This is a genomic window from Achromobacter deleyi (assembly GCF_016127315.1).
GTDB classification, from domain to species: Bacteria; Pseudomonadota; Gammaproteobacteria; order Burkholderiales; family Burkholderiaceae_B; genus Achromobacter; species Achromobacter insuavis_A.
In genome coordinates this window covers 5,396,198-5,418,524 of the sequence record NZ_CP065997.1, presented here as the reverse complement: position 1 = coordinate 5,418,524, position 22,327 = coordinate 5,396,198, and the positions used below count along the sequence as shown (strand labels likewise).

General features: G+C 69.7%; 20 protein-coding genes. 9 read left to right on the top strand and 11 right to left on the bottom strand.

Translation table 11 applies throughout. The features are described from left to right. The first annotated feature begins 23 nt into the window (after positions 1–23). From I6I07_RS24365 to I6I07_RS24355, 3 genes are all read left to right on the top strand, one after another. The gene (locus tag I6I07_RS24365; protein ID WP_198484071.1) at positions 24–572 is read left to right on the top strand and encodes a type 1 glutamine amidotransferase domain-containing protein; all 549 of its coding nucleotides are present in this window, start codon (positions 24–26) and stop codon (positions 570–572) included. Positions 573–649: 77 nt separating this feature from the next. Further along, positions 650–814, top strand: coding sequence for a hypothetical protein (locus I6I07_RS24360; RefSeq protein WP_198484070.1), 165 nt, complete (start codon positions 650–652; stop codon positions 812–814). 44 nt (positions 815–858) lie between these two features. Beyond that, positions 859–1,011, top strand: a complete 153-nt coding sequence (locus tag I6I07_RS24355) for a DUF3309 family protein (protein ID WP_035360372.1) — start codon at positions 859–861, stop codon at positions 1,009–1,011. Positions 1,012–1,089: 78 nt separating this feature from the next. Here I6I07_RS24355 and I6I07_RS24350 read toward each other — a convergent pair whose 3' ends face one another. Then, on the bottom strand, positions 1,090–2,271 hold the full coding sequence (locus I6I07_RS24350; RefSeq protein WP_198484069.1) for a PepSY-associated TM helix domain-containing protein: 1,182 nt from the start codon (positions 2,269–2,271) through the stop codon (positions 1,090–1,092). A 111-nt stretch (positions 2,272–2,382) separates the two neighbouring features. Here I6I07_RS24350 and I6I07_RS24345 point away from each other — a divergent pair, with 111 nt between their 5' ends. Continuing rightward, positions 2,383–3,324, top strand: a complete 942-nt coding sequence (locus tag I6I07_RS24345; RefSeq protein WP_198484068.1) for a 2-hydroxyacid dehydrogenase — start codon at positions 2,383–2,385, stop codon at positions 3,322–3,324. A 24-nt stretch (positions 3,325–3,348) separates the two neighbouring features. Here I6I07_RS24345 and I6I07_RS24340 read toward each other — a convergent pair whose 3' ends face one another. Beyond that, positions 3,349–4,185, bottom strand: a complete 837-nt coding sequence (locus tag I6I07_RS24340) for a universal stress protein (RefSeq protein ID WP_198484067.1) — start codon at positions 4,183–4,185, stop codon at positions 3,349–3,351. A 118-nt stretch (positions 4,186–4,303) separates the two neighbouring features. Continuing rightward, positions 4,304–6,415 (bottom strand): FUSC family protein, encoded by a 2,112-nt coding sequence (locus I6I07_RS24335; protein WP_198484066.1) that lies wholly within the window; start codon positions 6,413–6,415, stop codon positions 4,304–4,306. A 368-nt stretch (positions 6,416–6,783) separates the two neighbouring features. Here I6I07_RS24335 and I6I07_RS24330 point away from each other — a divergent pair, with 368 nt between their 5' ends. The 3 genes from I6I07_RS24330 (at position 6,784) to I6I07_RS24320 (ending at position 9,373) form a co-directional block, all read left to right on the top strand. Further along, positions 6,784–7,689, top strand: a complete 906-nt coding sequence (locus I6I07_RS24330) for an EAL domain-containing protein (RefSeq protein WP_054434965.1) — start codon at positions 6,784–6,786, stop codon at positions 7,687–7,689. Between the two features lie 140 nt (positions 7,690–7,829). Next, positions 7,830–8,027, top strand: coding sequence for a hypothetical protein (locus I6I07_RS24325; RefSeq protein ID WP_006394892.1), 198 nt, complete (start codon positions 7,830–7,832; stop codon positions 8,025–8,027). 245 nt (positions 8,028–8,272) lie between these two features. Further along, entirely contained in the window at positions 8,273–9,373 is a 1,101-nt protein-coding gene (locus I6I07_RS24320) for a DUF748 domain-containing protein (RefSeq protein WP_198484065.1), read from the top strand. Between the two features lies 1 nt (position 9,374). Here I6I07_RS24320 and I6I07_RS24315 read toward each other — a convergent pair whose 3' ends face one another. The 7 genes from I6I07_RS24315 to I6I07_RS24285 all read right to left on the bottom strand — a co-directional run bounded on the left by I6I07_RS24315 (position 9,375) and on the right by I6I07_RS24285 (position 17,274). Continuing rightward, on the bottom strand, positions 9,375–11,561 hold the full coding sequence (locus I6I07_RS24315; protein WP_198484064.1) for a TonB-dependent receptor: 2,187 nt from the start codon (positions 11,559–11,561) through the stop codon (positions 9,375–9,377). 48 nt (positions 11,562–11,609) lie between these two features. Beyond that, positions 11,610–12,014 (bottom strand): DUF2946 family protein, encoded by a 405-nt coding sequence (locus I6I07_RS24310; protein ID WP_198484063.1) that lies wholly within the window; start codon positions 12,012–12,014, stop codon positions 11,610–11,612. Positions 12,015–12,113: 99 nt separating this feature from the next. Continuing rightward, a complete protein-coding gene (locus I6I07_RS24305; protein ID WP_198484062.1) occupies positions 12,114–12,827 on the bottom strand; it encodes an MgtC/SapB family protein in 714 nt (237 codons plus the stop codon). A 212-nt stretch (positions 12,828–13,039) separates the two neighbouring features. Continuing rightward, entirely contained in the window at positions 13,040–13,408 is a 369-nt protein-coding gene (locus tag I6I07_RS24300; protein ID WP_006394899.1) for a hypothetical protein, read from the bottom strand. 464 nt (positions 13,409–13,872) lie between these two features. Beyond that, on the bottom strand, positions 13,873–14,775 hold the full coding sequence (locus I6I07_RS24295; protein WP_198484061.1) for a c-type cytochrome: 903 nt from the start codon (positions 14,773–14,775) through the stop codon (positions 13,873–13,875). Continuing rightward, the gene (locus I6I07_RS24290; protein ID WP_198484060.1) at positions 14,772–16,544 is read right to left on the bottom strand and encodes a GMC family oxidoreductase; all 1,773 of its coding nucleotides are present in this window, start codon (positions 16,542–16,544) and stop codon (positions 14,772–14,774) included. Before I6I07_RS24290 ends, I6I07_RS24295 begins: the two co-directional genes overlap by 4 nt. Continuing rightward, the gene (locus I6I07_RS24285) at positions 16,537–17,274 is read right to left on the bottom strand and encodes a gluconate 2-dehydrogenase subunit 3 family protein (RefSeq protein ID WP_198484059.1); all 738 of its coding nucleotides are present in this window, start codon (positions 17,272–17,274) and stop codon (positions 16,537–16,539) included. The genes I6I07_RS24290 and I6I07_RS24285 overlap by 8 nt, the downstream gene beginning before the upstream one ends. Positions 17,275–17,865: 591 nt before the next feature. Here I6I07_RS24285 and I6I07_RS24280 point away from each other — a divergent pair. Then, positions 17,866–19,431, top strand: a complete 1,566-nt coding sequence (locus I6I07_RS24280; RefSeq protein WP_198484058.1) for a TerC family protein — start codon at positions 17,866–17,868, stop codon at positions 19,429–19,431. A 57-nt stretch (positions 19,432–19,488) separates the two neighbouring features. Here the strand turns inward: I6I07_RS24280 and I6I07_RS24275 are convergent, their stop codons facing one another. After that, positions 19,489–20,802: an ATP-binding protein gene (locus I6I07_RS24275; RefSeq protein ID WP_198484057.1), complete on the bottom strand. Its 1,314-nt coding sequence runs from the start codon at positions 20,800–20,802 to the stop codon at positions 19,489–19,491. A gap of 258 nt (positions 20,803–21,060) precedes the next feature. Here I6I07_RS24275 and chrA point away from each other — a divergent pair, with 258 nt between their 5' ends. Next, entirely contained in the window at positions 21,061–22,320 is a 1,260-nt protein-coding gene (gene chrA / locus I6I07_RS24270) for a chromate efflux transporter (RefSeq protein ID WP_198484056.1), read from the top strand. The last annotated feature ends 7 nt before the right edge of the window (positions 22,321–22,327 follow it).

Genomic DNA, 22,327 nt, shown 5'->3' with positions numbered 1-22,327 from the left:
CCGCCGCAGACAGGGAGTATCGAATGAGCAAGACATTGCAGGATTTCAATGTGGCCATCCTGGTAGTGGATGGCTTTGAAGAGGTGGAACTGACCGATCCGCGTGACGCGTTGCAGCAGCAGGGCGCGCGCACGGTGGTCGTGTCGGCGCGCCGTGGGCCCGTGCAGGGCATGCGCCATCACGACAAGGGCGAAACGGTCGAGGCCGACCTGATGTTCGCCGAGGCCCAGGCGGCACGGTTCGACGCCGTGTTGTTGCCCGGCGGCGTGGTCAACGCCGATGAGATCCGCCTGCATCCGGAGGCGCGCGCCTTCGTGCGAGCCATGCATGAAGCGGGCAAGCCGGTGGCGGTGATCTGCCATGGCGCCTGGTTATTGATTTCGGCGGGGCTGGTCAAGGAACGCAAGCTGACCAGCTGGCCGTCATTGGCCGATGACCTGCGCAATGCCGGCGCGCAGTGGGTCGACGAGGAAGTGGTGGTGGACGGCCGCTGGATCAGCAGCCGCAAGCCGGATGACATTCCCGCGTTCAACCGGGAACTGTCGCGCGTTTTCGCGCTGGCGCGCCAGTGAGCGCCAGCGTGGCGGGGCAAGGCGCGAGCCGGGATCTTCCGGCCGCGCCCCAAGCAGCATCTTCAGAGGAGCACGTCATGCCTTACGTTCAGCAACTGCACGTTCCGCCCAAGCCGGAGCCGATCCCGCCCGGGTCGCCGCCGGGAGATTTGCCGGTGGATCCCGACACCGATGAACCCGAAGTGGATCTGCCACCGCTCGATCCGCCCCATCCGGAGAAAACCCGCCGGACGATCCACTGATTGCGCGCTCGCCCGCGCATCAACCAAGAACAAACGGAGCCATCATGTCTACCATTCTGTTGATCATCCTGATCCTGCTGCTGATCGGCGCGGTGCCCGCCTGGCCGCATAGCCGGGGGTGGGGCTATTACCCCAGCGGCCTGCTGGGCATCGTGCTCATCGTGCTGATCGTGCTGCTGCTGACAGGGCGCATATAGCGCGAGGCCGCGCCGGGCCGGCGCGAAGGCGGCCCGGCGCGCACACGGGGCCAGGCCCGAACGCCGCCCGGCGGCGGTTCAGGCCTGTTGCCGCGCCGCGCGGGCGCGCGCTTGCGCCGCCTGCCTGCCGCGGTGCTGCAGCCGGCGGCGGCTGATCCAGATGACCAGTCCGGTGACGAAGAACAGCAGGGGTAGCAGGCCGAGGACGGCCGTCAGGATGCGGGTCGGCAGGCCATAGAGGCTGCCGGAATGCAGCGGGAACATCACCGCCAGGAAACGCTGGGCGGCGGTGCCCGATATCGGATCGGCGCACGACAGCAGATCGCCGCCGCGCATCGCGAGGAACATGCGCAAGGTGCCGACCGGCTGCCAGTCGTCGGCGCGGCGCACGCGTGCCTGGTAGACGCCGTGCGCCGGGTCGCGGCGCAGCATCACCAGCGTCGCATCCGCCGGCGCCAGCGCGCGTGCCCGGGCGGCGGCGCCATCCCAACCGATTTCCGTTTCGCCCGCGGCCAGCGGCGCCTGCGTCGCACCTCGCGCGTCGGCCGGCAGGGTCGCGACGCTGGCGACCAGTTGCCGGCCCAGCTGCGGCAACCCCATGAAGAAGCCGCTGCCGGCCACCACCAGCAGGAACAGCGCCGAGACCAGTCCCGCGGCGCGGTGCAGTTCGTAGCTGGTGCGGAAGGCGCCGACGCCGCGCGTCACCGTGACCGAACGGCGCCAGTGGCCCGGCCGCGGCCAGGCCAGGTAGATGCCGGCCAGCAGCAGCGCCACCCAGGCCACCGCGAGCCAGCCCAGCACTTCGCGGCCGGTCTTGCCTTGCAGCAGGGTCATGTGCCAACGCAACAGCAGCGGCATCAGGTGGGCGCGGTCCAGCGTGACCGCGTCGCGGTCGCGGCTGGCCAGCAACTGGCCGGAGCAGGCGTCCACGCCGGCTTCGTTGTCGGCGGTCGATGCGTGCTTGAATTGCACCCGGTAGCTGTCGGCCGGCGCCTGGGGCAGGGTGATGGCGGCGACCGCGGCGCCGGGCCAGGCCTGCTCGACCGCGCGGGCGGCGGCCGAGGGCGGCAGCGGCGCGGCGCAGACGCCCGCCGTATTGCGCAGCATGGCGCTGTTCATCCAGCCGTCAAGCTCGTGGTCGAAAGCCAGCAGGCTGCCGCTCAGGCCCGCCAAAACCAGCACGCTTCCCAGGATCATCCCCGTCCAGCGGTGCAGGAATGACACGGCGGAGCGCAGGGACTTGCGGAGCTTGGCTTTCATGTTGCGTTCAATGGCGGCGACGGCGGGTGGCGCGCAATTGTACCGAGGCGTAATATCTGCCGGCGCTTTTTTGGCGCCATTCCAGTTTCACCGCCTCCGACCCGTAGCGACATGAAGATCCCCCTGTTGATATTGATTGAAAGCGCGCACGATTTCCTGCCGGTCATCGAAGACCGCGGTTTTCGCTGCATTCTTGCCACCACGCCCGAGCGGCGCGCCCAGGCCATCCGCGACCACGCCGACGAGATCCGCGTGGTGTTGACGCGGGGCGCCACCGGCTTTTACGCCGAAGAGATGGCGGCGCTGCCCAATCTCGAACTGATCTGTTCGCTGGGCGTCGGCTTCGAGAACATCGACGTGGCCGCCGCCCGTGCGCGCGGGCTGCGGGTGACGCATGGCCCCGGCGCCAACGCCACCTCGGTCGCCGATCACGCCATGGCGCTGCTGCTGGGCGCCGCCCGCCATCTGCCGCAGGCCGACGCCTGGGTGCGCCAGGGGCACTGGAATGGCTTCATGGGGCCGCAGGTATCGGGCAAGCGCCTGGGCATCGTGGGCCTGGGCACCATCGGCCTGGAGATCGCCAGGCGCGGCGCCAACGGCTTCGGCATGACGGTCGGTTACTACAACCGGCGGCCGCGCCCCGAGAGCGGCTACACCTATCACGACAGCCCGCTGGCGCTGGCCGAGGCCAGCGACTTCCTGGTGGTGGCCACGCCGGGCGGCGCCGACACGCGGCACCTGGTGAACGCGGCCGTGCTCGACGCGCTCGGGCCGCAAGGCTATCTGGTGAACATCGCGCGTGGCAGCGTGGTCGATACCGAGGCGCTGATCGCCGCGTTGGCTGAACGCCGCATCGCCGGCGCCGGGCTGGACGTGGTCGAAGGCGAACCGGTGGTGCCGCCGGCGCTGCTGAAGCTGGACAACGTGGTGCTGACCCCGCACAGCGCGGGGCGCTCGCCGGAAGCGGTGTCGGCGACGGTGGCGCTGTTCCTGGAGAACGCCACCGCGCATTTCGCCGGCAAGCCGGTGCTGACGCCGGTGCCGCAGGGCTGAGGCGCCGTCGGCGTCAGGCGGGGATCAGTGCGAGAACATGATCGGCACGGTCATGCTTCTGAGGATCGACGCCGTGGCGCCGCCCATCGCCCATTCGCGGAACTTGCTGTGGCCGTAGGCGCCCATCACGATCAGGTCGGCGCTGTAGTCGGCCGCCACGTTCAGGATGGTGCTACCGACGCCGACGCCCTTGATGTCGCGGCGCACGTGGTCCGGCGCCGGCATGCCCTGGGCGATGCAGTAGGTGGCCAGGTCCTCGAACGGCACGGGTTCGTCGTCGCGGGTGGCGGCGCCTTCGTCCATGGTCAGCACCACCAGGTGCGAGGCCAGGCGCAGCAGCGGCGCGGCGTCCGCCAGCGCGCGGGCGGCTTCGCGGCTGCCGTCCCAGCAGTACAGCACGCGTTCGCCGACCACCGGGAAATCGCCGCTGGAGGGCACCACCAGCACCGGACGGCCGGCGGTCAACAGGGTCTGTTCGACGAATTCATTCTCGTGCACGGCCTCGACGTCCTCGCGGTTCTGCTGGCTGACCACCAGCAGGTCGCTGGTGCGGCCCAGCCGCGCCATGCTGGCGCTGGGCGAGCTGGCGCCGGCGCGCACCGCGGCCGGCACGTCGGCCGCGGCCACGGTTTCCAGGAAGGCGTTCTGCACCGCGCCGCGGTTCTGCGCCTGCAGGTCGCGCATCACGTTGAGCGTCTTCGACATCATCACGGACTCGCCGTAGTAGTACTGGGGCGGCGCCGAGCTGGCGTAGATGCCGACCAGTTCGGCCTGGTGGCGCCTGGCCAGGGCCAGCGCCACGCGGGTGCGGCGGGGGCAATCGAATCCGTGGTCCAGGTGGACGGAAATGCGGCGATACATGGCGGCCTCCTTTTGAGCGCGGTAGGCCTCCATCGTTGCGCGTTCCGGGCATTCCGCCCTTGACGCGCGTCAAGCGCCCCGCAGTTTGGCGGGGTTGCCGCAAGCGGCCGCGGGCCGGTCAGGCCTGCTGCACCCGGTCGCGTAATTGCCGCACCTGTCGCGCCTGCTGGGCGATGCGGTCGAGCGGTCCGGCCAGTGCCGGTGCGGCGGCATTGACGGCGGCCGGCACCGCCAACTGGCGCAGCTCGACCACGGGGCCCGGTTCCTGCGGATGCAGGGCGTGCGCCAGCGCCAGTCCGTAATCGCGCAGGGCCGGCGCGGCCTCGCTGTCGGGCGCCAGCGCCGGCTGGATCTCCAGCACGGTGCCGGCGGCGGTGACGCGGCGCATCGCGTTCAGCAGGTTGACCGCGGTGTCCACCTTGCGGTCGCGGTGCACGGGATTCTGCTGCAGCCGTTGCAGCGCCGCTTCGGCGTTGTCGGCGGCCAGGCAGGCCTGGCGGCGCAGGCCGACGATGTCGGCCGCGGGGGCCGCGCCGCTCTTGTCGGCCGTCAGGGCCCGCGCATAGTCGGCATGGCGTTCCAGCGCGCGGCTCAGGGCCCCGGCCAATTGGCGCGGTTCCTTTTCCGGCCACACCAGGAAGCCCACCAGCAGGGCCAGCACGCCGCCCAGCACGCTGTTGAAGGCGCGCAGCGCCGCCAGCATTGGCTCGTAGATGTCGGGTTGCTGGATGTGGCTGACCAGCACGAACTGCGACGTCAGGAAAAAAGTGAACAGCGCGTAATGGATGGTGCGGGCCGCGAACGTGCCCAGCGCGATCGGCAGCACCGCCAGCGCCACCGACAGCGGCGTGCTCAGCAGCAGGCCCAGCAGCGAGGCGCCGATGGCGCCGGCCACGCTGCCGATCACGCGTTCGACGGTGCGCTGCCAGGTCGTGGCGAAATAGGGCTGCAGGATGAACACCAGCGTCAATGACATCCAGTAGCCGTGGTTGACCGCGAAGGTCTTGGACAGCGCCACCGCGATGGTGGCGCCGATGCCCACGCGCAGGGCGTGGCGGAACGCATCCGATTCGAACCGCAGGTTCTGCCGCAGGCTGCGCCAGGCCTGCCGCACCGGCGAATCGGCGCGCGCGGCCAGGGCCGGCGCGACGGGCGCGCCATCCTGGTCGAACAGCGCCTGCATGATCGCCTGGGCTGTCTGCTGCAGGCGGTCCAGCACCGGCACCATGGTCGCCAGGTCGGGCGCGTAGGCCATGGCGGCGCCGCGCAGTTCGTGCAGGCCGGCGCCGAAATGCGCCAGCCGTTCGCGCAGGCAGTCGGCCTGCCTGGCGTCGCTGACGTCCGAGGTGCTGGCGATGGCGTTGGCGACGCTGGCATAGCGATGAAAGGCGTGTGACAGGTTGGCGCCGGCCGCGCGGCCAAGCCAGCGCGGGGCATTCGATTCCAGCAGATCGGCCGCGGCCACCAGGGCGATGAAGCTGTCTTCGGCGCTATCGAGCAAATAGAACAATTGCTGCGCGCGGGCCCGGCGCGACGGCCGCGCATCCTGCACCTCGCGGATGCGCACGCGGGCCGCCTCGAGCGCCGCGCGCATGCCGCTGCGCTGGGGACGGGTGACGGCGCTCCAGGCCTGCGGCCCGGCGGCGGGCGCCAGGCCCGAATACATGCGCGCCAGCGCGTCGGCGAAATCGGCCAGGCCGCGATAGCAATGCGCCACCGCGTGGGTCGCGTCCTTCCAGGGGCGGCGGCGCCAGACCAGCGCCGTCATCAGGATGGCCCAGAGCGCGCCGGCCACGAAGAACAGGGTGTACGAGAGGCTGGCCGCCAGCGTCGGCGCGGGCAGTTCGGCCGCCACCACGAAGCCCGCCGACAGCAGCGTGCCGACAATGGCCGCCGCCGGACCCAGCACGCGCAGCAGGCCGCCGAAGGTGCAGCAGACGAACGTGAGCGGCAGCAGCCACCACAGGGTGTGCGCGCTGGCGCTGGCCAGGAAGCAGAACAGCGCGCCGATCAGGCCCAGCGCCAGCATCGAGGCGGCGCGTTGGCGCAGCGGGCCGCCCGGGTCGCCGAAGCAGGCCCAGAAGGCGGCGATGGCGGTCCAGCCCAGGCGCGGCTCGTGCGCCAGCACGGCCAGGATGACGGGCGCGGCGCTGATGGCGGCGGCTTGCAGGGCGTCCAGCCAGAGGACGTGGCGCAGGGAAACGCGCCAGCGGGAGAGCAGGGTAGTCACGCGAAAACGGGGTGGAAAAAGAGGCCGTAACGGCGGAAAAGTCGCAACGCTACCATGTCGACAAGGACAAAGAGCAGTGATTCATCGGAGCGTCCAAATATTGCGGTTTTCATGAATCTGAATGGCCTGAATACCACTGGTTACACATGTGTGACTTTGGCGCCGCAGCGGTGCAAAATACTCTGGAGTAAATGCGCAAAATCGCATAAAAAAACATTGGCGATCGAATACGCTGGGTAGTACACAAGGCAGTAAGAAGCAAGGTAGCAAGATATTCCTGCAGGCCGACTGTGAATACTCATGTCCAATGTGCCCCGCTCTGCGCCCGGACAGCGCAGGCCGTACTCCGGGGTGCTTAAGGAGCGAACATGACGCCAACTCACGAGGCTTCCACAAGCTCGGTGGTGAGCGACGACGAAGTCGCCGCCATGATTACCGGCAAAGAAGGACTGCGGGTGCTCCTGCAACCGCAGGTCGACCTGTTGACCGGCCGCATCGTATCGGCCGAGGCGCTGGCGCGCTGGCAGCATCCGCAGCTGGGCGTGGTCATGCCGGCTGAATTCATTCCCACCGTCAACCGGCTCGGGCTGGACAGGATCCTGTTCGAGCGGGTGGCGCAGCGCGTCATCGACATGCTGCAGAGCATGCGGCGCACCGGCATGGCGATTCCCATCGCCATCAACGCACCGGCCTCCACCCTGTCCGACGAGCGCGCGGTCGAGTTCCTGCTCGAGCGCATCCACGTGGCCGAACTGCCGGCGTCGCTGCTGCGCGTCGAGCTGACCGAAGACCAGCCCATCAAGGAGCTGGAATCCTTGCGCGCCACGCTGGAGCGCCTGGAACAGGCCGGCTGCGAGGTCAGCCTGGACGATTTCGGCACCGGCCACGCCTCGTTGAAACTGCTGTCGGCGATTCCTCTGTCCGAGGTCAAGATCGACCAGTACTTCGTGACGCGCATGCGCCGCAGCGCGGTCGCCTTCGAGGTGCTGCGCACGGCCGCCGAGCTGGCCACCCGGATGGGGTGGCGGGTGGTGGCCGAAGGGGTCGAGAACGTGGCCGACGTGCCGGCGTTGCGGGCCGCGGGCTGCCGCTATGGCCAGGGCTACGCGCTGGGCCGGCCGATGCCGCTGGATGACCTGATGATGCGGCTGCGCGTCCAGCGCGACCGCGGCGAACCGCTGGCGGCGCCCGCCAGCTATGCCTCGGCCTGGCTCGACGCCTTCGATCCGCAAGACGCCGAGACCGGCCTGCCGGCGCACGTCACCACGCAATAGCCGCGCTTTTTACTTCCCGGGTCCTGAAATTACCGGTGCCGCATCATGCGGCGGGGTGGCGCGCGCGCCACGCCCGGGCGGGCACGGCAGTTGCTAGGGAATCCCTGGCGGAAGTGGTTCCGCCTACTAGGAGATTTGTCATGGCAAACCCGAATCAGCCCGGCCAGCAACCCGGCCAGCAACAGCAGCCGCAAAAGCAGCAATCGCAGGAAAATCCGAAGGACCGCAACCAACCGGGCCAGCAACAGCCCGGCCAGGGCGGCCAGCAGATGGACAAGGACCGCAATCCGGCGCAGCAGCCGGGTCAGTCCGGCCAGCGGTCGCAGACGCAGCGCTGATGCGTTGACGGGCCCGTAGCAAGCCCGCGATCCGGCCGCCGCGCCGGCAGGCACAGGGTGAGTGGCGACGACGCCCGCGCGGGGAAACCCGGCGCGGGCGTCGTCGCGTGCGGGCCTGGTTGCCACGCACCGGTGCCGCCACATGCCTTGCGCCATGGCGCGCGGGTCGCTAAGGTGCCAGGCAGGGCCGCCCGAAGACCCGCCGGGACGCGGCCGCGTCCCGCGCCTCGCCAACAGGACCATTCATGGCCACCGCCACTGCCAAGCCGCGCCTTTCGTTCGCACAGAAGCTCCTGATCACCGTGGTGCTCGCGGTGCTACTGCTGGGGGCCGCGGCGTGGATCGGCATGCGCGTCATCGAGCGCCACATCGCCGGCCTGCTGGGGCCGCGGGCCCAGGTGGCAGACGTGCGGCTGGGGTTCGACGCGGTGGTGCTGACGGACGTGAGGATCACGGGCGCCCAAGGCGTGGCGCCCGCCAGCGCGCAACGCGTGGTGGCCGAACCGGACTGGGGCTCGTTGCTGCGGCGCGAGCTGGTGTTTCGCAAGATCACCGTCGAGGGATTCGATTTCGCGGTGCTGCGCACCGCCGACGGCGACATGCAGATCTCTCCGGCCCTGCAGGCGGCCTTGCGCGAGGCCGATGGCGACGGCGGCCGGGCCCGCGATAAGGGGCCGATCCGGGCCGACGACATCATCCTGGACGGCGGCCGGCTGGACTTCATCGACTCGGTGATCGCCAAGCCGCCGCACCGCATCCCGTTCGAGAACGTGTCGGCGCGCCTGCATCCGCTGGTGTTGCCGGCCGATGGCCAGCAAAGCCAGATGGAATTCAAGGGCTCGGTGCGGGACAACCGCAGCGGCGCGGCCACGGTTCAGGCGCGCGGCTCGCTGGAGGTGGGCGGCAGCGACGCCGACATGACGGTCGCGGTGCGCAACATGGATATCCGCTATGCCGCGCCGTATCTTGCGGAGAACGGCGCCGGATCGCTGGCCGGCGGCGCGATGGACCTGGACATGCGCACCACCATCGCCAAGCGGCAGCTGAACGCATCGGGCGTGGTGGCGCTGCACGACCTGAAGTTCAGCGGCGACGGCTCGCTGTTCTCGCTGCCGCGCAAGGCGGTGCTGGCCGCGCTGGAAGACCGCAAGGGCACGCTGCGCATGGAATTCAAGCTGGCCGGCAGCCTCGACAATCCGAAGTTCTCGGCCTCGCGCGGCTTCGCGGCCCAGATCGCGCGCGGCTTCGGCCGCGCCATCGGCGTGGGGGCCGAGGGCGCGGCCGGCGGCGTGGCCGGCGCGGTGAAGGACCTGGGCGACGCGATCTCCGACCTGTTCACCCAGTGAGTCAGAAGCGGTAGTTCGCGCTCAGCTCGACCCGCCGGCCTTCGCCCAGCAGCCACTGCGTCTGGTTGTAGTAGGCGGTCTCGGCGTACTGGCGGTCGAACACGTTGAACGCCCGCAACGCCAGCGTCAGGTCGCGCCGCGGCTCCCATTGCAGGGCCAGATTGGTGGTGGTGTAGCCCGCCATTTCCAGCCGGTTGGCGGCATCGGCGAAGCGGCGGCCGACGTACCGAACCCCGGCGCTGGCGGTCCATTGCGGCGCGAACTTCCAGCTGACCCAGGCGTTGGCCACGCGCTCCGGCACATCGGTGGGGACGTTGCCGGCGCGCGATACCGCCACGCCATTGGCCGATTCGCTGAAGTCGTCGTAGCGCGCCCGCAGCACGGCCGCGTTCAGGTCGACGCGCCAGGCTGGCGTCAGTTCCACGCCCAGCGTGGCTTCCAGGCCGCGCGACGACTGCTCGCCGACCTGGATGCGCAGCGTCGGATCGTTGGGATCGCGCGTCACCAGGTTGTCCTTGCGGATGTGATACGCCGCCAGCGTCCATTGGCCCTTGTCATCCCAGAAGGTCTGCTTCACGCCGACCTCGACCTGGCGGCCCTTGGATAGCTTGAAGTCCTTGTTGGCCGGCGACAGCAGCAACAGGCTGCCGATCGGGTCGGCGGCCTCGGCGTACTGGCCGTAGACGGACAGCGTGGGCAGCAGGTCGTAGACGGTGCCGATGCGCCAGCCGACATTGTTGAAGGTGGTGTCGAACGCGGTCTGGTCGGCCACCAGGTCGCGCCGCTTCAGGTCGATGTGGTCGTATCGCAGGCCGGCCAGCACCGACCAGCGGCTGGTCAGCATCAGGCGGTTCTCGGCGAACAGCGCGTATTGGTCGGCGCTGTTGCGATAGCGCGGCGTAGTGCCGGCGACGTTGATGAAGCGGCCATGATCGACGTCGTACGGGTCCACCAGCGAGGTGCCGGAATACGGCGAATTGTTGGTGTGCTTGAAGGTGGCGTGGTTCAGTTCGAAGCCCACCGCGACCTTGTTGGCCAGGCCGAACAGGTGGCCGTCGAAGGACGCGTCGGTGACGTTGCCGACCTGTTGCTGGTCGTGGCGGATGTCGGTGTAGGCGCTGCGCTGGATCAGGCCGGTGGCGGGTTGCCAGGTGTAGTTCTCGGCGTCGCGGTAGTCGCGGTCGCTGCCGATGTAGTACACGCGGCTGCGCACCAGCGTGGCCGGGTTCGGCGACCATTCCATCTTCAGGTCGGTGCGGCTGTCGCGGTAGATGATCTTGCTGTCGGCCACGTTGTAGTTCTGGCGCCGCAGGTCATAGTCGATCTTGCCGTCGATCAGCGGCGTGCCGAAGTAGCGCGTCGGCTCCTGCCAGGCATAGGCCTGGGTCAGCGTGAAGTTCAGCTCGGGCGACACGTCCAGGCGCAGCGCGGCGGTCACCGCCAGGTCGCGCGCGTCGCCCAGGCTGATGCCCGAATCGCTGTGGCTGCCGCTGATGTCGAGCCGGTACGACCACTTGTCGTCCAGCGCGCCGCCGCTGCCGAAGCCCAGCCGCTGGGTGTCGTGGGTGCCGACGGTGGTCTGGATCTCGTTCTCGATCGGGCCGCGAGTGGGTTTCTTCGGAATCACGTTGACCACGCCGCCGATGGCGCCTTCGCCATACAGCACCGAGGCGGGGCCGCGCAGCACCTCGATGCGGTCGACCGCCCAGGGGTCATAGAGGAAGGTCTGGCCGACGCCGCCGAACTGGCGCACGCCGTCGAACAGCTGGGCCACCGAGTTCGAATCGGTGAAACCGCGCGACGACAGCGACGAGCCGCCGTTGCCCGGGTGGCGCATGGCGCTGATGCCGGCCGCCTGGGTGATGGCGTCGGTGACGTTGACCGCGCCGCGCGCGCGCAGCTGCTCGTTGCTGATGACGTCGATGCTGGCCGGCGTGTCGAACGGCCGCAGGCCCAGCAGGGTGCCGGTGCTGGCCTGTTCCAGCAGGGTGGCCAGGGGCGTGTCGCCCGAGACCGCGATGGCGGGCAGGGTGGCGACGCCGCGCGCCGCGGCCGGCGCGGCGGTCGTGGCGGCGGCGGGGGTGGACGGCGCAGATTGCGCATGCAGCGCCGGCGTGAAGGCGAGCGCGGTCCAGACGGCCACGCGCCGTTGCAGGACGCGATGCGTCCTGGTGGAAAGAGAAACCATGGAAATTCCCGGTAGGCGAAGCAAGCCGCGCGACGCGCGGCGGAACGATCAGCTGGCCAGCGGGAGCAGGGGTGGGGCGCGGGCACCGAGCGGCGGGCCGGGCGGGGAACCTTCGTGGATCGCGGGCGGCGCGCGCGCCGCCAGCGGATGCGTCATCACCGTGCCGGCGGCAAGCAGGGGCGCGGGCGCCGATGGCAGCGCCACCGTCGCCAGCATCGCGCCCATGGGGCAGGTGGCGGCCTGGGCCGCGTGGCGTTCGTCGGGCGCGTCGCTGTGCTTGGACGGGCCGGCCACCCAGATGGTGCCGGCGGCGGAGCACAATTGGATCAGTGTGCCGGCCTGCTGGGTCGCGGGCATGAAGCCCGGCGGCACCAGCGCCTTGAGCGCGAACAACACCAGCACCAGCCAGAGGCAGGCGGCGTTGCGGGCGAGGGGCAGGAACGGGCGGCGCATGATCGGCGCCCATTCTAGAAGGTTTTGGCGGTGGCGTGGCGGGCGGGGCGGCCCATGGGCTGCGACTCATCGCCGCACCGCGCGGGCCGCGCCGCGCCGCTAGACCGTGCGCGCGGCCCAGAAGGCGGTGCGGATGCCCGGCGCGGCGGCGATGCGCGCGGTGACGCGGTCCAGGTCCAGTTCGTCCACCGAGGCTTCGCTCAGCGCCGCCTCGATCTCGACCTCGTTCTCGCCGAACTGGTCGATCTTCAGTTCGGACAGCGGCAGTTGCTCGTCCTCGAGCACGTCTTCCAGCACGGTCATGGCGGCCTGGCGCTGGTCGACGTGGGCGATGATGTGGATCACGGTCGTGACTTCGGTGGTCTGCGCGTCGACCGGCTGGCGGTTGACGTAGGAGACCAGTGGCCGCAGCAGCGTATTGGCGGCGAGCACGAACACGGTGGCGGCAAGCGCCTCCAGGATCAGCGAGGCGCCGGCGCAGGCGCCGATCGCGGCCGAGCCCCACAGCGTGGCCGCCGTGTTCAGGCCGCGGATGCTGCCGCCTTCGCGCATGATGGCGCCGGCGCCCAGGAAGCCGACGCCGGACACCACGTAGGAGATCACGCGCGCGCCGCCGTCGGGGCCGCCGACGCGGAACGCCATGTCGACGAAAATGGCCGCGCCCACCGCCACCAGCGCGTTGGTGCGCAGGCCGGCGGTGCGCTGGCGGTACTGGCGCTCGAAGCCGACGATGGAGCCGAGCACGAAGGCCACCGCCAGGCTGATCAGGGTGTTGGCCAGCGTGAGCAGCTGGATGTTCTCGAAGTTCTTCATGTTGTTGTTCTCGTGTTCAGCATGTGGGTCGGACCGGCCCCGGGGACTTTGCCGGCCCCGGGCGGTCGTGGCGCCGCGCCGGCCTCAGGGCATCTGCCAGACGGACGCGGCGGTCAGGATGAAAGCCAGCAGCCAGAGCAGCAGCAGGGCCGCCACCCGGGCGACGAGGAGGCATTTGTACGGGTCTTTCATGACAGTCTCCTTTCCGCGACTCAGGCCGGCAGCACGGCGATGCGGGCGCCGCCTTCGTTTTCCCAGTGCACGCGGCGCACGTCGGGGCTCTGCCCCAGGCGCAGGGCGATGGCGCTGAGCGGGCCGCGCAGCTGCGGCGGGCACTGCAGCGTGACCGTGGTGCTGGCCAGCTGGTCGGCGTCCTGGCGCGAGATGCGCACGTTCACGACGCGCAGGTTCAGGGCCTGCAGTTCGTAGTACAGCTGCTTGCGCAGCGCGTTCAGGGTGTCGGCGAGGCTGACGATGGTGAACTGGTAGGTCGGGGTGGCGGCCGGGGCGGCCGCGGCCACGCCAGCGCCGCGCACGGCGGCGGCGCCATCCAGGAAGGGGAGGAATTTCTTGATGCGCATGATCGTCTCCTGGCGGGAGTACGGTGGAAGGTCCACATGCATGCGCCGCTCGCCGGGCGCGGCGCGGGCGCAACAAAGCCCGCGTATCGCGTCGGTAAGTCGGTATCGGGAAGGCCTGGGCCGGGGCAGCGCGAGGGCTGTCGGGCCAATAGCCGTGTCCTGGCTTTACGCAGGACTCGGCAGAAAACTCTGCGGATCCTGCGTCAAGCGGCGCAAGCAGTCGTGTATCGACTACATCCGTCGTTGTCCACAATGATCTCGGGGTGGTTGATGGTGCGGCAATTATAAGAAGGGATTAGGGAAAACACCAAGTAAAAAATCCGACTCAATGAATATTCATATGCCCCGGTGGGGACCCAGCCGGGGCGTGCCGGGAGGCCGGTCGAAAGACAGGTCGGGCGCAAGAGAGGCGGAAGGAAGACCGCGCCACGGCCAGGGTGATGCCGTCCCTGGCCGTGGCCGGATCAGCGGGCGCCGGCGTAGTACTGGCCCAGCGCCTCGATCTCGCTGTCGGTCAGCCGCTGCGCGAAGGCGCGCATCACGCCGACGTCGTCGTTCTGCCGCGAACCGTTGCGAAAGGCGTTGATCTGGTCGGCGAAATACTCCTTGGACTGGCCCGCCAGCCGGGGCAGCAGCGGCCCTTCGCCCATGCCGCGCAGGCCGTGGCAGTTGGCGCAGGCGGGCAGGGCGCGGCTGCCGTCGCCCGCCTGGTCGAGCTTGCGCGCCGCCTCGCCGCCGGCCTCGCCCACGTGCAGCGGCGGCCCCGCCAGGCTGCCGTAGTAGGCCGCCAGCTGGCCGATTTCCTGCTCGCTCAGGGCTTGCGCGATGGTATTCATCAGCGGCTGCTTGCGCGTGCCCTGGCGGAAGTCCGCCAGCTGCTTGGCGATGTACTCGGGCGTCAGGCCGGCCAGGTTGGGGAAGATGCCGCCGGTGGGCGTGATGCCGGCCTGGCCGTGGCAGGCGACACAGGCCTGCACCCCGGCCGCCGGCTTGCCGGCGGCGGCCAGCTGCTTGCCCTGCTCGGGATCGGCGCCGCGCAGGTAGCCTTCCCAGGCCGGGCGCGAGGCGCTGAAGTCCAGCGCGCTGCGTCCGGGCACTGGGGCGGCGGCCGAAGGGGCCGGGGTGGCGGTGGGCGGGGTTGTCGCCGGTGTGCCGGGCGTCGCGGGCGCTGCGGGCGCCGCCGCCGGTGCGCTGGGCGCCGCGGGCTTGGCGGGTGCGGGCGCGGGCGGAGCCTGCACCGCCGAGGCGCGGATCGGGCCGTCGCCGCCGGTGCCGAATATCTGGTGCAGGGTGGCGATCAGGGTGATGGCGGGCACGCCCACCATCAGCGCCACCGCGGTGAGGATGCCGTTGCGATGTTCCATCATGATGACACCAGCCGTCCCGGCGAACGCAGGTAGTCCGCCTTGATTTTCTCGACGATCCAGTAGGCGGTGGCGCCCACCGTGCCCGTGGGGTTGTAGCCCGAGTTCTGGGGAAACAGCGCCGCGCCCGTGACGAAGACATTGGGCACGTCCCACGACTGGCCGTAGCGGTTGACCACGCTGGTGGCGGGATCGTTGCCCATGGCCGCGCCGCCGGTCAGGTGGGTCGACTGGTACACCGTGGCCGAGAATGGCCGCTTGCGCGGCCCCGGCTCGGTCTGCGTCACGCCCTTCATGGCGCGGCCGATCTCGTCGCCACGCTCGGTCAGGAACGCCGACATGCGGATGTCGTTGTCGGGAAAGTCATAGGTCACGCGTAGCAGCGGCAGGCCCCAGGCGTCCTTGTAGGTGGGGTCCAGGCTGAGATAGCCGCCGCGCCAGGGCTGGGCCGATCCGGTGATGGTGATGTTGGCGGCGTGGTTGTAGTAGCGCTTGACGGCCTTTTTCCAGTCGGCGCCCCAGCCCGGCGTGCCCTTGGGCGTGGGATGGAAGCCGATCGGCGCGCCGCTGACCACCTGGATCTGCAGGTAGCCACCGCCCACGAAGCCATGCGGGCCGTGGTCGAAGTTGTCGGCGCTGAAGTCGTCCATGGTGACGGCCACGGCGCCGGCGCCCATGAACGGATTGATGTTCACGGACTCGTCGAAGAACAGGTTCACGCCGGAGGTGGTCTGGTGCGTGTAGTTGCGGCCCACCACGCCCTTGTCGGTCACCGGATCGTAGGGCTGGCCGATGCCGGACAGCAGCAGCAGGCGCACGTTGTTGATGCCGAAGGCGCACAGCACCACGATCTCGGCCGGCTGGAAGATCTCGGTGCCGGCCGCGTCCACGTAGGTCACGCCGCGCGCGCGCTTTTTGTCCGGCGTCAGCTCGACCCGCAGCACGTGGGCGCCGGTGCGGATCTCGAAGGTCGGCAGCTTCATCGCCACCGGCAGGATACAGACCTGCGGCGAGGCCTTGGCGAAGTGCTCGCAGCCGAAGTTGGAACAGAAGCCGCAGTACACACAGGCGCTCATGTGCAGGCCTTCGCTGTTCACGTAGGGCCGGGTACAGAGCGCGGATGGCTGCACGTAGGGATGGTAGCCAAGCTTGCGGGCGGCCTCGCCGAACAGGGCCGGCGCATACGGCACCTTCATCGGCGGGTTGGGGTAGGGCCGCGAGCGCCAGGGCTCGAACGGGTTGCCGCCTTCCTGCTTCTGGCCCTTGAGGTTGCCGGCCTGGCCGGACGCGCCGATCAGGTAGTCGTAGCGGTCGAAGTACGGTTCCAGCTCGTCGTAGGTCAGCGGCCAGTCCTGGCAGGTCAGCTCGGGGTCGAAGATCTTGGCGCCATAGCGTTCGGTGTAGTGGCTGCGCAGGCGGAAATCGGTGGGGTCGAAGCGGTAGTACGCGCCCGACCAGTGGTTGCCGGCGCCGCCCAGGTGGGTGCCGGGATAGGCGAACTGCCAGCGCCGCATCGGCAACGCCTTCTGGTCGGTGTTGTTGCGGAAGGTGAAGGTCTCGGTGGCCGCGTTCTGGTGCAGTTCGTGGCGCCGCGTGTATTTCAGTTCGTCGTGGACGTAGGGGCCCTGGAAGTCGGGCGAGGGCCAGCGCGCCTCGCCGCGTTCCAGCACCACCACGCGCTGGCCGGCCGCAGCCAGCTCCTTGCCGATGATGGCGCCGGTCCAGCCGCCGCCGACGATCGCCACATCCACCGCGGGAAGCGTCTTAGCCATGGCCGTCTCCCGGTTTCATCGTGTGCACGCGCGCATTGGCGATGGACACGGGCCGGCCGGCCCAGATCACGCCGTGGCGCTCGATGTCGTCGGAGAACGAGGCATAGGCGCCGGGAAAGCCGACCAGCTTCCAGCCCACCATGTCGATGTTGCCGCCATACAGCGGGTCGGAGAAGAAACCCTCGATGGTGGCGTCCAGCAGGGCCTGGAAGAACACGGCCGACGGCAGCGGTGAAAAGTCCGGCTTGCCGGCCTGCATGTCGTGCAGCCAGGCGTCCTGGCGCCGGGCGTCCAGTTCGGCGTAGGGCTTGCCGTCCTGCTTGTGGGCGGCGGCGTCCAGCGCCGCCAGGCCGCGCCGGAACATCTCGGCGGGCGTGAATGACAGCTGGTAGCCCTGTTCGGGCGTGCCGGCCTCGAACGGCCCCTGGCGGTAGAACTGCTCGCCCGCGCCCCAGGCGCCCGCCAGCTGGCCGTCGACGAACTGGGTTACGCCGGCTTCCTTGGCGCCCGGGCCGAGCTCGTCGGCCGGGATCAGGCGCGCGGCGATGGCGTCCATCGCCAGGGCTTCCTGGGCGTTGAAGAACTTGAGCGTGCGGTTGGGAGGGGCGGCGGCGGGGGCCGGCGTGGCCTCGGGCGCGGCGGCGGCGTGGGGCGCCCAGACGGCGCCGGGCACGCCCACGGCCAGGGCCTTGAGCAGCCCGCGCCGTGCGGAAACAGGTTGGTCTTTCATTCATCGCTCCAGCGGCGGAGCCGGCGTCCGGCGAGGCTGGCCCCCGGCGCGCGGTCCGCGAGGCGACGACCTCCGGAGCATTCGGCTCCCGAGTGAAAGGGATCCCGCGACAGCATATGTGTTCGTGCGCTGAGTGTGTCACCGATCCGGGTGCCGCGACAACTCCCCGATGCGGGCCAACCCGGATTTTTCTCGCTGCCGCATTTCAGCTAATATTCAGGTTCCTGAAAGAATGAGAGCACGGCGGAACACGCGGCCTGCGCTTGCCCGGCAAGCGAGGACGGTTTCGCCATCTATGACCGACGACCCGCCTCCTAGTACGGCGCCGCTCACATGGCGGCGCCCGCTTTCCCCTCCCTGCCGACTTCCGGCATTCGGCCGTTCCCGGCCGGTTCCTCACGATCTCGCGGCAGCGCCCACGCCTCGCATAGGCGGCCGCGCGCCGCCGCCGCCGATCCGTCCGACACCGCCCGCGCGTCCCACCCGGACCCGCGCGCCTGATCTATTCTGTCCGAGTCCGTCCCTGGCGATGGCGCCGGCTTTGCCGGGCGCCCGCGCGCACTCGATCCTGATTCTTCTTGTGGAACGTTGATGATCTTCGACTGGATGTCCGACCCGACCGCCTGGCTTGGCCTGGCGACGCTGGTCATTCTTGAAATCGTGCTGGGTATCGACAACCTGGTGTTCATCGCCATCCTGGCCGACAAGCTGCCGCCGGCGCAGCGCAACCGCGCCCGCATGATCGGCCTGACGCTGGCCATGCTGATGCGGCTGGGCCTGCTGGCCAGCATTGCCTGGGTGGTGACGCTGACCGCGCCGCTGTTCACGGTGCTGGGCGCCGAGATATCGGGGCGCGACCTGATCCTGATCCTGGGCGGCCTGTTCCTGCTGTTCAAGGGCACCATGGAACTGCACGAGCGCGTCGAGGGCAGCAGCGGCCACGATAGCGGGCAGAAGGTGCAGCACGCCGTGTTCTGGCAGGTGATCCTGCAGATCGTGGTGCTGGACGCGGTGTTTTCGCTGGACTCGGTGATCACGGCGGTCGGCATGGTGCAGGACCTGAGCATCATGATGATCGCGGTGGTGGTCGCCATGGCCGTGATGATGCTGGCCAGCCGCCCGCTGATGGGCTTCGTGGCGCGTCACCCGACGGTGGTGATCCTGTGCCTGGGCCTGCTGCTGATGATCGGCTTCAGCCTGGTGGCCGAAGGCCTGGGCTTCCACGTGCCCAAGGGCTACCTGTACGCCGCGATCGGTTTCTCGATCCTGATCGAGCTGTGCAACCAGCTGGCGCGCCGCAATCGGGCCAAGGGCACGCATGCCCTGGGCCGCCGCCAGCGCACCGCGCAGGCCGTGCTGCGGCTGTTGCGCGCCGGTCGCAGCGGCCAGGCCTCGCAGCAGGCCGACGATGTGGTGGCGCTGGTGGACGGCGCCGGCGAGGAGCCGGCCTTCGCGCCGGAGGAAAGCTCCATGATCGAACGGGTGCTGGCGATAGGCGGGCACGACGTGCGCGCCATCATGGTGGCGCGCGGCGACATGGTCTGGCTGGACGTGGCCGATACGCCCGACGTGATCGTGCGCAAGTTCGCCTCGGGCCACTCGCGCCTGCCGCTGTGCGCTGGCGATCCGGCCAACGTGCTGGGGGTGCTGCACTTCAAGGACCTGCTGCCGCTGCTGCAGAATCCCGGCCCGATCGACCTGGTCGAACTGGCGCGCGAGCCACGCTACGTGATGGAGACCACGCCGGTGCTGAAGGTGCTGGAAGAACTGCGCGCCTCGCGCGACCACATGCTGATCGTGGTCGACGAACACGGCGTGTGCGAAGGGCTGGTGACGCCGATGGACGTGCTGACCGCGGTGGCCGGCGAGCTGCCGGAGGACAGCGAGGCGCCGCCCGAGGCGCTGCAACTGTCCGACGGCTCGTGGCTGCTCGACGGGCGCCTGGCCCTGGCCGAGGCGGCGCGGGTGCTGGAGGTGGCGGACCTGGCCGATGACGCTGGCGACGCGACGCTGGCGGGCCGGCTGCTGCGCGCCGAAGGCCGCATTCCCGACACCGGCGATGTGATCGTGTGGCGCGACTGGCGCTTCGAGATCACCCGCCGCGATGGACTGCGCATCGACCAGATCCACGCCCGCCTGGCGGCTGGCGAGGCGTGATCGAGTGGCGGCAGAGGGGCGCTGTGCGCTCCCGCCCTGCGCCATGCGCCATGCGAATCAGTCCGCCGCGAGAGGCGTGGACATCCATCGCAATATGAAGCGCGCGCCGCCCAGCGGGCTTTCGCGCACCTCGATGCTGCCCTTGTGGCTGGCGGCCACGCGCTTGACGATGGCCAGGCCCAGGCCGGCGCCGCCGGTGCCGCGGTCGCGGCTTTCGTCGAGCCGGATGAAGGGTTCGAAAATGCGCTCGCGGTCGGCGGGCGCGACGCCGGGGCCGTCGTCGTCGACGATCAATTCGTAGCCGCCCGCCGGGCAGCTGGTCAGCGAGATCTCGATGCGCGCGCTGGCATAGCGTACGGCGTTCTGCACCAGGTTGAGCAGGGCCCGGCTCATGTAGCGCGGATGCAGCTGCACATGCGCCGGCAGGCCGTCGCGCACGTGGCAATGCACGCCGCGCGCGTCGGCCTGGTGCGCCACCTGCGCCAGCGCTTCGCCGAGCCAGTCGCGCACGTCCACGGTTTCCTGCTTGACGACGTCGTCGGCGGGGCGTTCCAGCCGCGCGTATACCAGCAGTTCGTCGACCATGGTTTCGAGCTCGTGGATATCGGTGCGCATGTCGTGCAGGATTTGCTCGCGCCGCGCCTGGAATTTTTCCTGGCCGAGCATGTCGACCTCGAACGACAGCCGGGCCAGCGGCGTGCGCAATTCGTGCGAGACGGCGTTGGTCAGGCTGCGCTGGTTTTCCACCAGCGCCGAAATGCGTTCGGCCATCTGGTTGAAACTCTCGCCGACGTGGCGGATGCCGGAGAAATGCGACAGCCGCGCGCGCACGCCCAGGTCGCCCTGGCCCATGCGCAGCGTGGCGTTGCGCAAGGCATCGAGGTCGCGCCACACCGGCAGCGCCCACAACAGCAGCAGCACCGCCGCCAGCACCATGCTGAGCGCCAGCCAGGCGCCCCAGGTGATCCATTTCTCCAGCGTCGGCTCGCCCGGCAGGCGCATCTCCAGCCATTGCCGCGGTTCGCCGGGCAGGGGAGCGAGATAGGTGTTGTATTCGTCGCGCATGATGAAGCCGCGGGTGGCCAGATCCTGCTTTTCCTGGTCGGTGGCCTCGATCCGTTCCGGCGTCACCAGCTGCAATTCCAGGCCATAGTGCGGGCGCAGGGAATCGCGGATGAAGGCGGCGCGCGATTCCGGTTCGATCGGGTCGAGCTCTTTGTGCAGCGCGTACATCTGGCCGCGCACGGCCTGGTAGGACAGGTCGGCGCTGATCGAGTCGAGCAGATAACCCAGGCTGCGGTTCACCAGTTGCGACGCGGCGATATAGGCAATGGCGGCGACCACGAAAATGCGGATCGTGAATTTGAGCATGCTGGTATTCCTGTGGGCGCGAGAGCCGCACATCTGCCGCCCTGGATGATGTCCGGCCATCGCGGCGGGCCGCTGAATCATACATAACCGCGTTCCGGTCATCCAACGGATTTTGTATGGAAATTGTGAATAGTCATGCAGTAATCTGGTGGCGCCCGGCCGCCTGAATGATTGAAACTGCCACGCCGCCCGGCTATAAGCTTGAATCACGGCGCCGCGCGACTGGCCGGCGCCAACCGTTTCAGAGTGCCAAGTCCAATGCCGCCGCAGCCTCCTTTCCACGATGAACGCGTCGCCAGCAAAGCGGTGGCCAGCGAGGCCCTGCCGGCTGGACGCGGATCCTGTCTGGAAGTGTTCCTGGCATTCCTGCGGCTGGGCCTGACCGCGTTCGGCGGTCCGGTGGCGCACCTGGCCTATTTCCGCGAGGAATTCGTCGACCGCCGCCGCTGGCTCGACGATTATGCGTTTTCCGATCTGGTGGCCTTGTGCCAGTTCCTGCCGGGCCCCGCCAGCAGCCAGGTCGGCATGGCGCTGGGCCTGAAGCGGGCGGGGTGGACGGGCATGCTGGCGGCCTGGCTCGCGTTCACGCTGCCGTCCGCGCTGGTGATGATCCTGCTGGGCCTGGGGCTGGCGCGTTTCGGCGGCCTGGCCAGCCTGCCGCTGGTGCATGGGTTGAAGGTGGCGGCGGTGGCCGTGATCGCGCAGGCGGTGTGGGGCATGGGCCGCTCGCTCTGTCCGGACGCGCCGCGTGCCGGCTTGGCCATCGTCGCGGCGCTGATCACGGTGGCGCTGCCGACCACGCTGGGACAGGTCGGCGCCATCGTGCTGGGCGCGGTGGCCGGCGCCGCGTTGCTGCAGGTGCCACCTCGGCCGCTGCTGGCCAACCGGTCGCAGAGCGTGTCGCGCGCCGCCGGTTATCTCTGCCTGGCGCTGTTCGCGCTATTGCTGGCGGCGTTGCCGCTGTGGGCCTCGCTGTCGGGCGCGCCGCTGGCGACGCAATTGGCCGGGTTCTATCGGGCGGGCGCGCTGGTGTTCGGCGGCGGACACGTGGTGCTGCCGTTGCTGGAGACGGCCGCGGTCGGCGGCGGCATGGTGTCGAACGCGGATTTCCTGGCGGGCTATGGCGTGGCGCAGGCGCTGCCGGGGCCGCTATTCACGTTTGCCGCTTTCCTGGGCGCGGCGTCGTCCGGTCCGTTGCCCGGCTGGGCCGGTGGCCTGGCCATGCTGGTGGCCGTGTTCCTGCCCGGCGCGCTGCTGGTGGCCGCGGCCTTGCCGTTCTGGGAAAGCCTGCGGCGCCGGCCCGGCGTGCGCAACATGGTCGCGGGCGTCAATGCGGCGGTGGTGGGTATCCTGCTGGCGGCGCTGTACGACCCGGTCTGGACCAGCGCGATCCTCACCAAGGCGGATTTCGCGTTGGCGCTGGGCCTGTTCGGCCTGCTGGTGTATGCGCGCTGGTCGCCGCTGTGGGTGGTGTTGGCCGCCGCCGCGGGCGGCTGGGCGCTGGGCTGGCTGGCGTAGCGCCGCG

Bases quoted from the DNA above. Each gene is read 5' to 3' on its own strand.
- I6I07_RS24365 (WP_198484071.1), top strand. From the start codon at position 24: ATGAGCAAGACATTGCAGGATTTCAATGTGGCCATCCTGGTAGTGGAT.
- I6I07_RS24360 (WP_198484070.1), top strand. From the start codon at position 650: ATGCCTTACGTTCAGCAACTGCACGTTCCGCCCAAGCCGGAGCCGATC.
- I6I07_RS24355 (WP_035360372.1), top strand. From the start codon at position 859: ATGTCTACCATTCTGTTGATCATCCTGATCCTGCTGCTGATCGGCGCG.
- I6I07_RS24350 (WP_198484069.1), bottom strand. From the start codon at position 2,271: ATGAAAGCCAAGCTCCGCAAGTCCCTGCGCTCCGCCGTGTCATTCCTG.
- I6I07_RS24345 (WP_198484068.1), top strand. From the start codon at position 2,383: ATGAAGATCCCCCTGTTGATATTGATTGAAAGCGCGCACGATTTCCTG.
- I6I07_RS24340 (WP_198484067.1), bottom strand. From the start codon at position 4,185: ATGTATCGCCGCATTTCCGTCCACCTGGACCACGGATTCGATTGCCCC.
- I6I07_RS24330 (WP_054434965.1), top strand. From the start codon at position 6,784: ATGACGCCAACTCACGAGGCTTCCACAAGCTCGGTGGTGAGCGACGAC.
- I6I07_RS24325 (WP_006394892.1), top strand. From the start codon at position 7,830: ATGGCAAACCCGAATCAGCCCGGCCAGCAACCCGGCCAGCAACAGCAG.
- I6I07_RS24320 (WP_198484065.1), top strand. From the start codon at position 8,273: ATGGCCACCGCCACTGCCAAGCCGCGCCTTTCGTTCGCACAGAAGCTC.
- I6I07_RS24315 (WP_198484064.1), bottom strand. From the start codon at position 11,561: ATGGTTTCTCTTTCCACCAGGACGCATCGCGTCCTGCAACGGCGCGTG.
- I6I07_RS24310 (WP_198484063.1), bottom strand. From the start codon at position 12,014: ATGCGCCGCCCGTTCCTGCCCCTCGCCCGCAACGCCGCCTGCCTCTGG.
- I6I07_RS24305 (WP_198484062.1), bottom strand. From the start codon at position 12,827: ATGAAGAACTTCGAGAACATCCAGCTGCTCACGCTGGCCAACACCCTG.
- I6I07_RS24300 (WP_006394899.1), bottom strand. From the start codon at position 13,408: ATGCGCATCAAGAAATTCCTCCCCTTCCTGGATGGCGCCGCCGCCGTG.
- I6I07_RS24295 (WP_198484061.1), bottom strand. From the start codon at position 14,775: ATGATGGAACATCGCAACGGCATCCTCACCGCGGTGGCGCTGATGGTG.
- I6I07_RS24290 (WP_198484060.1), bottom strand. From the start codon at position 16,544: ATGGCTAAGACGCTTCCCGCGGTGGATGTGGCGATCGTCGGCGGCGGC.
- I6I07_RS24285 (WP_198484059.1), bottom strand. From the start codon at position 17,274: ATGAAAGACCAACCTGTTTCCGCACGGCGCGGGCTGCTCAAGGCCCTG.
- I6I07_RS24280 (WP_198484058.1), top strand. From the start codon at position 17,866: ATGATCTTCGACTGGATGTCCGACCCGACCGCCTGGCTTGGCCTGGCG.
- I6I07_RS24275 (WP_198484057.1), bottom strand. From the start codon at position 20,802: ATGCTCAAATTCACGATCCGCATTTTCGTGGTCGCCGCCATTGCCTAT.
- chrA (WP_198484056.1), top strand. From the start codon at position 21,061: ATGCCGCCGCAGCCTCCTTTCCACGATGAACGCGTCGCCAGCAAAGCG.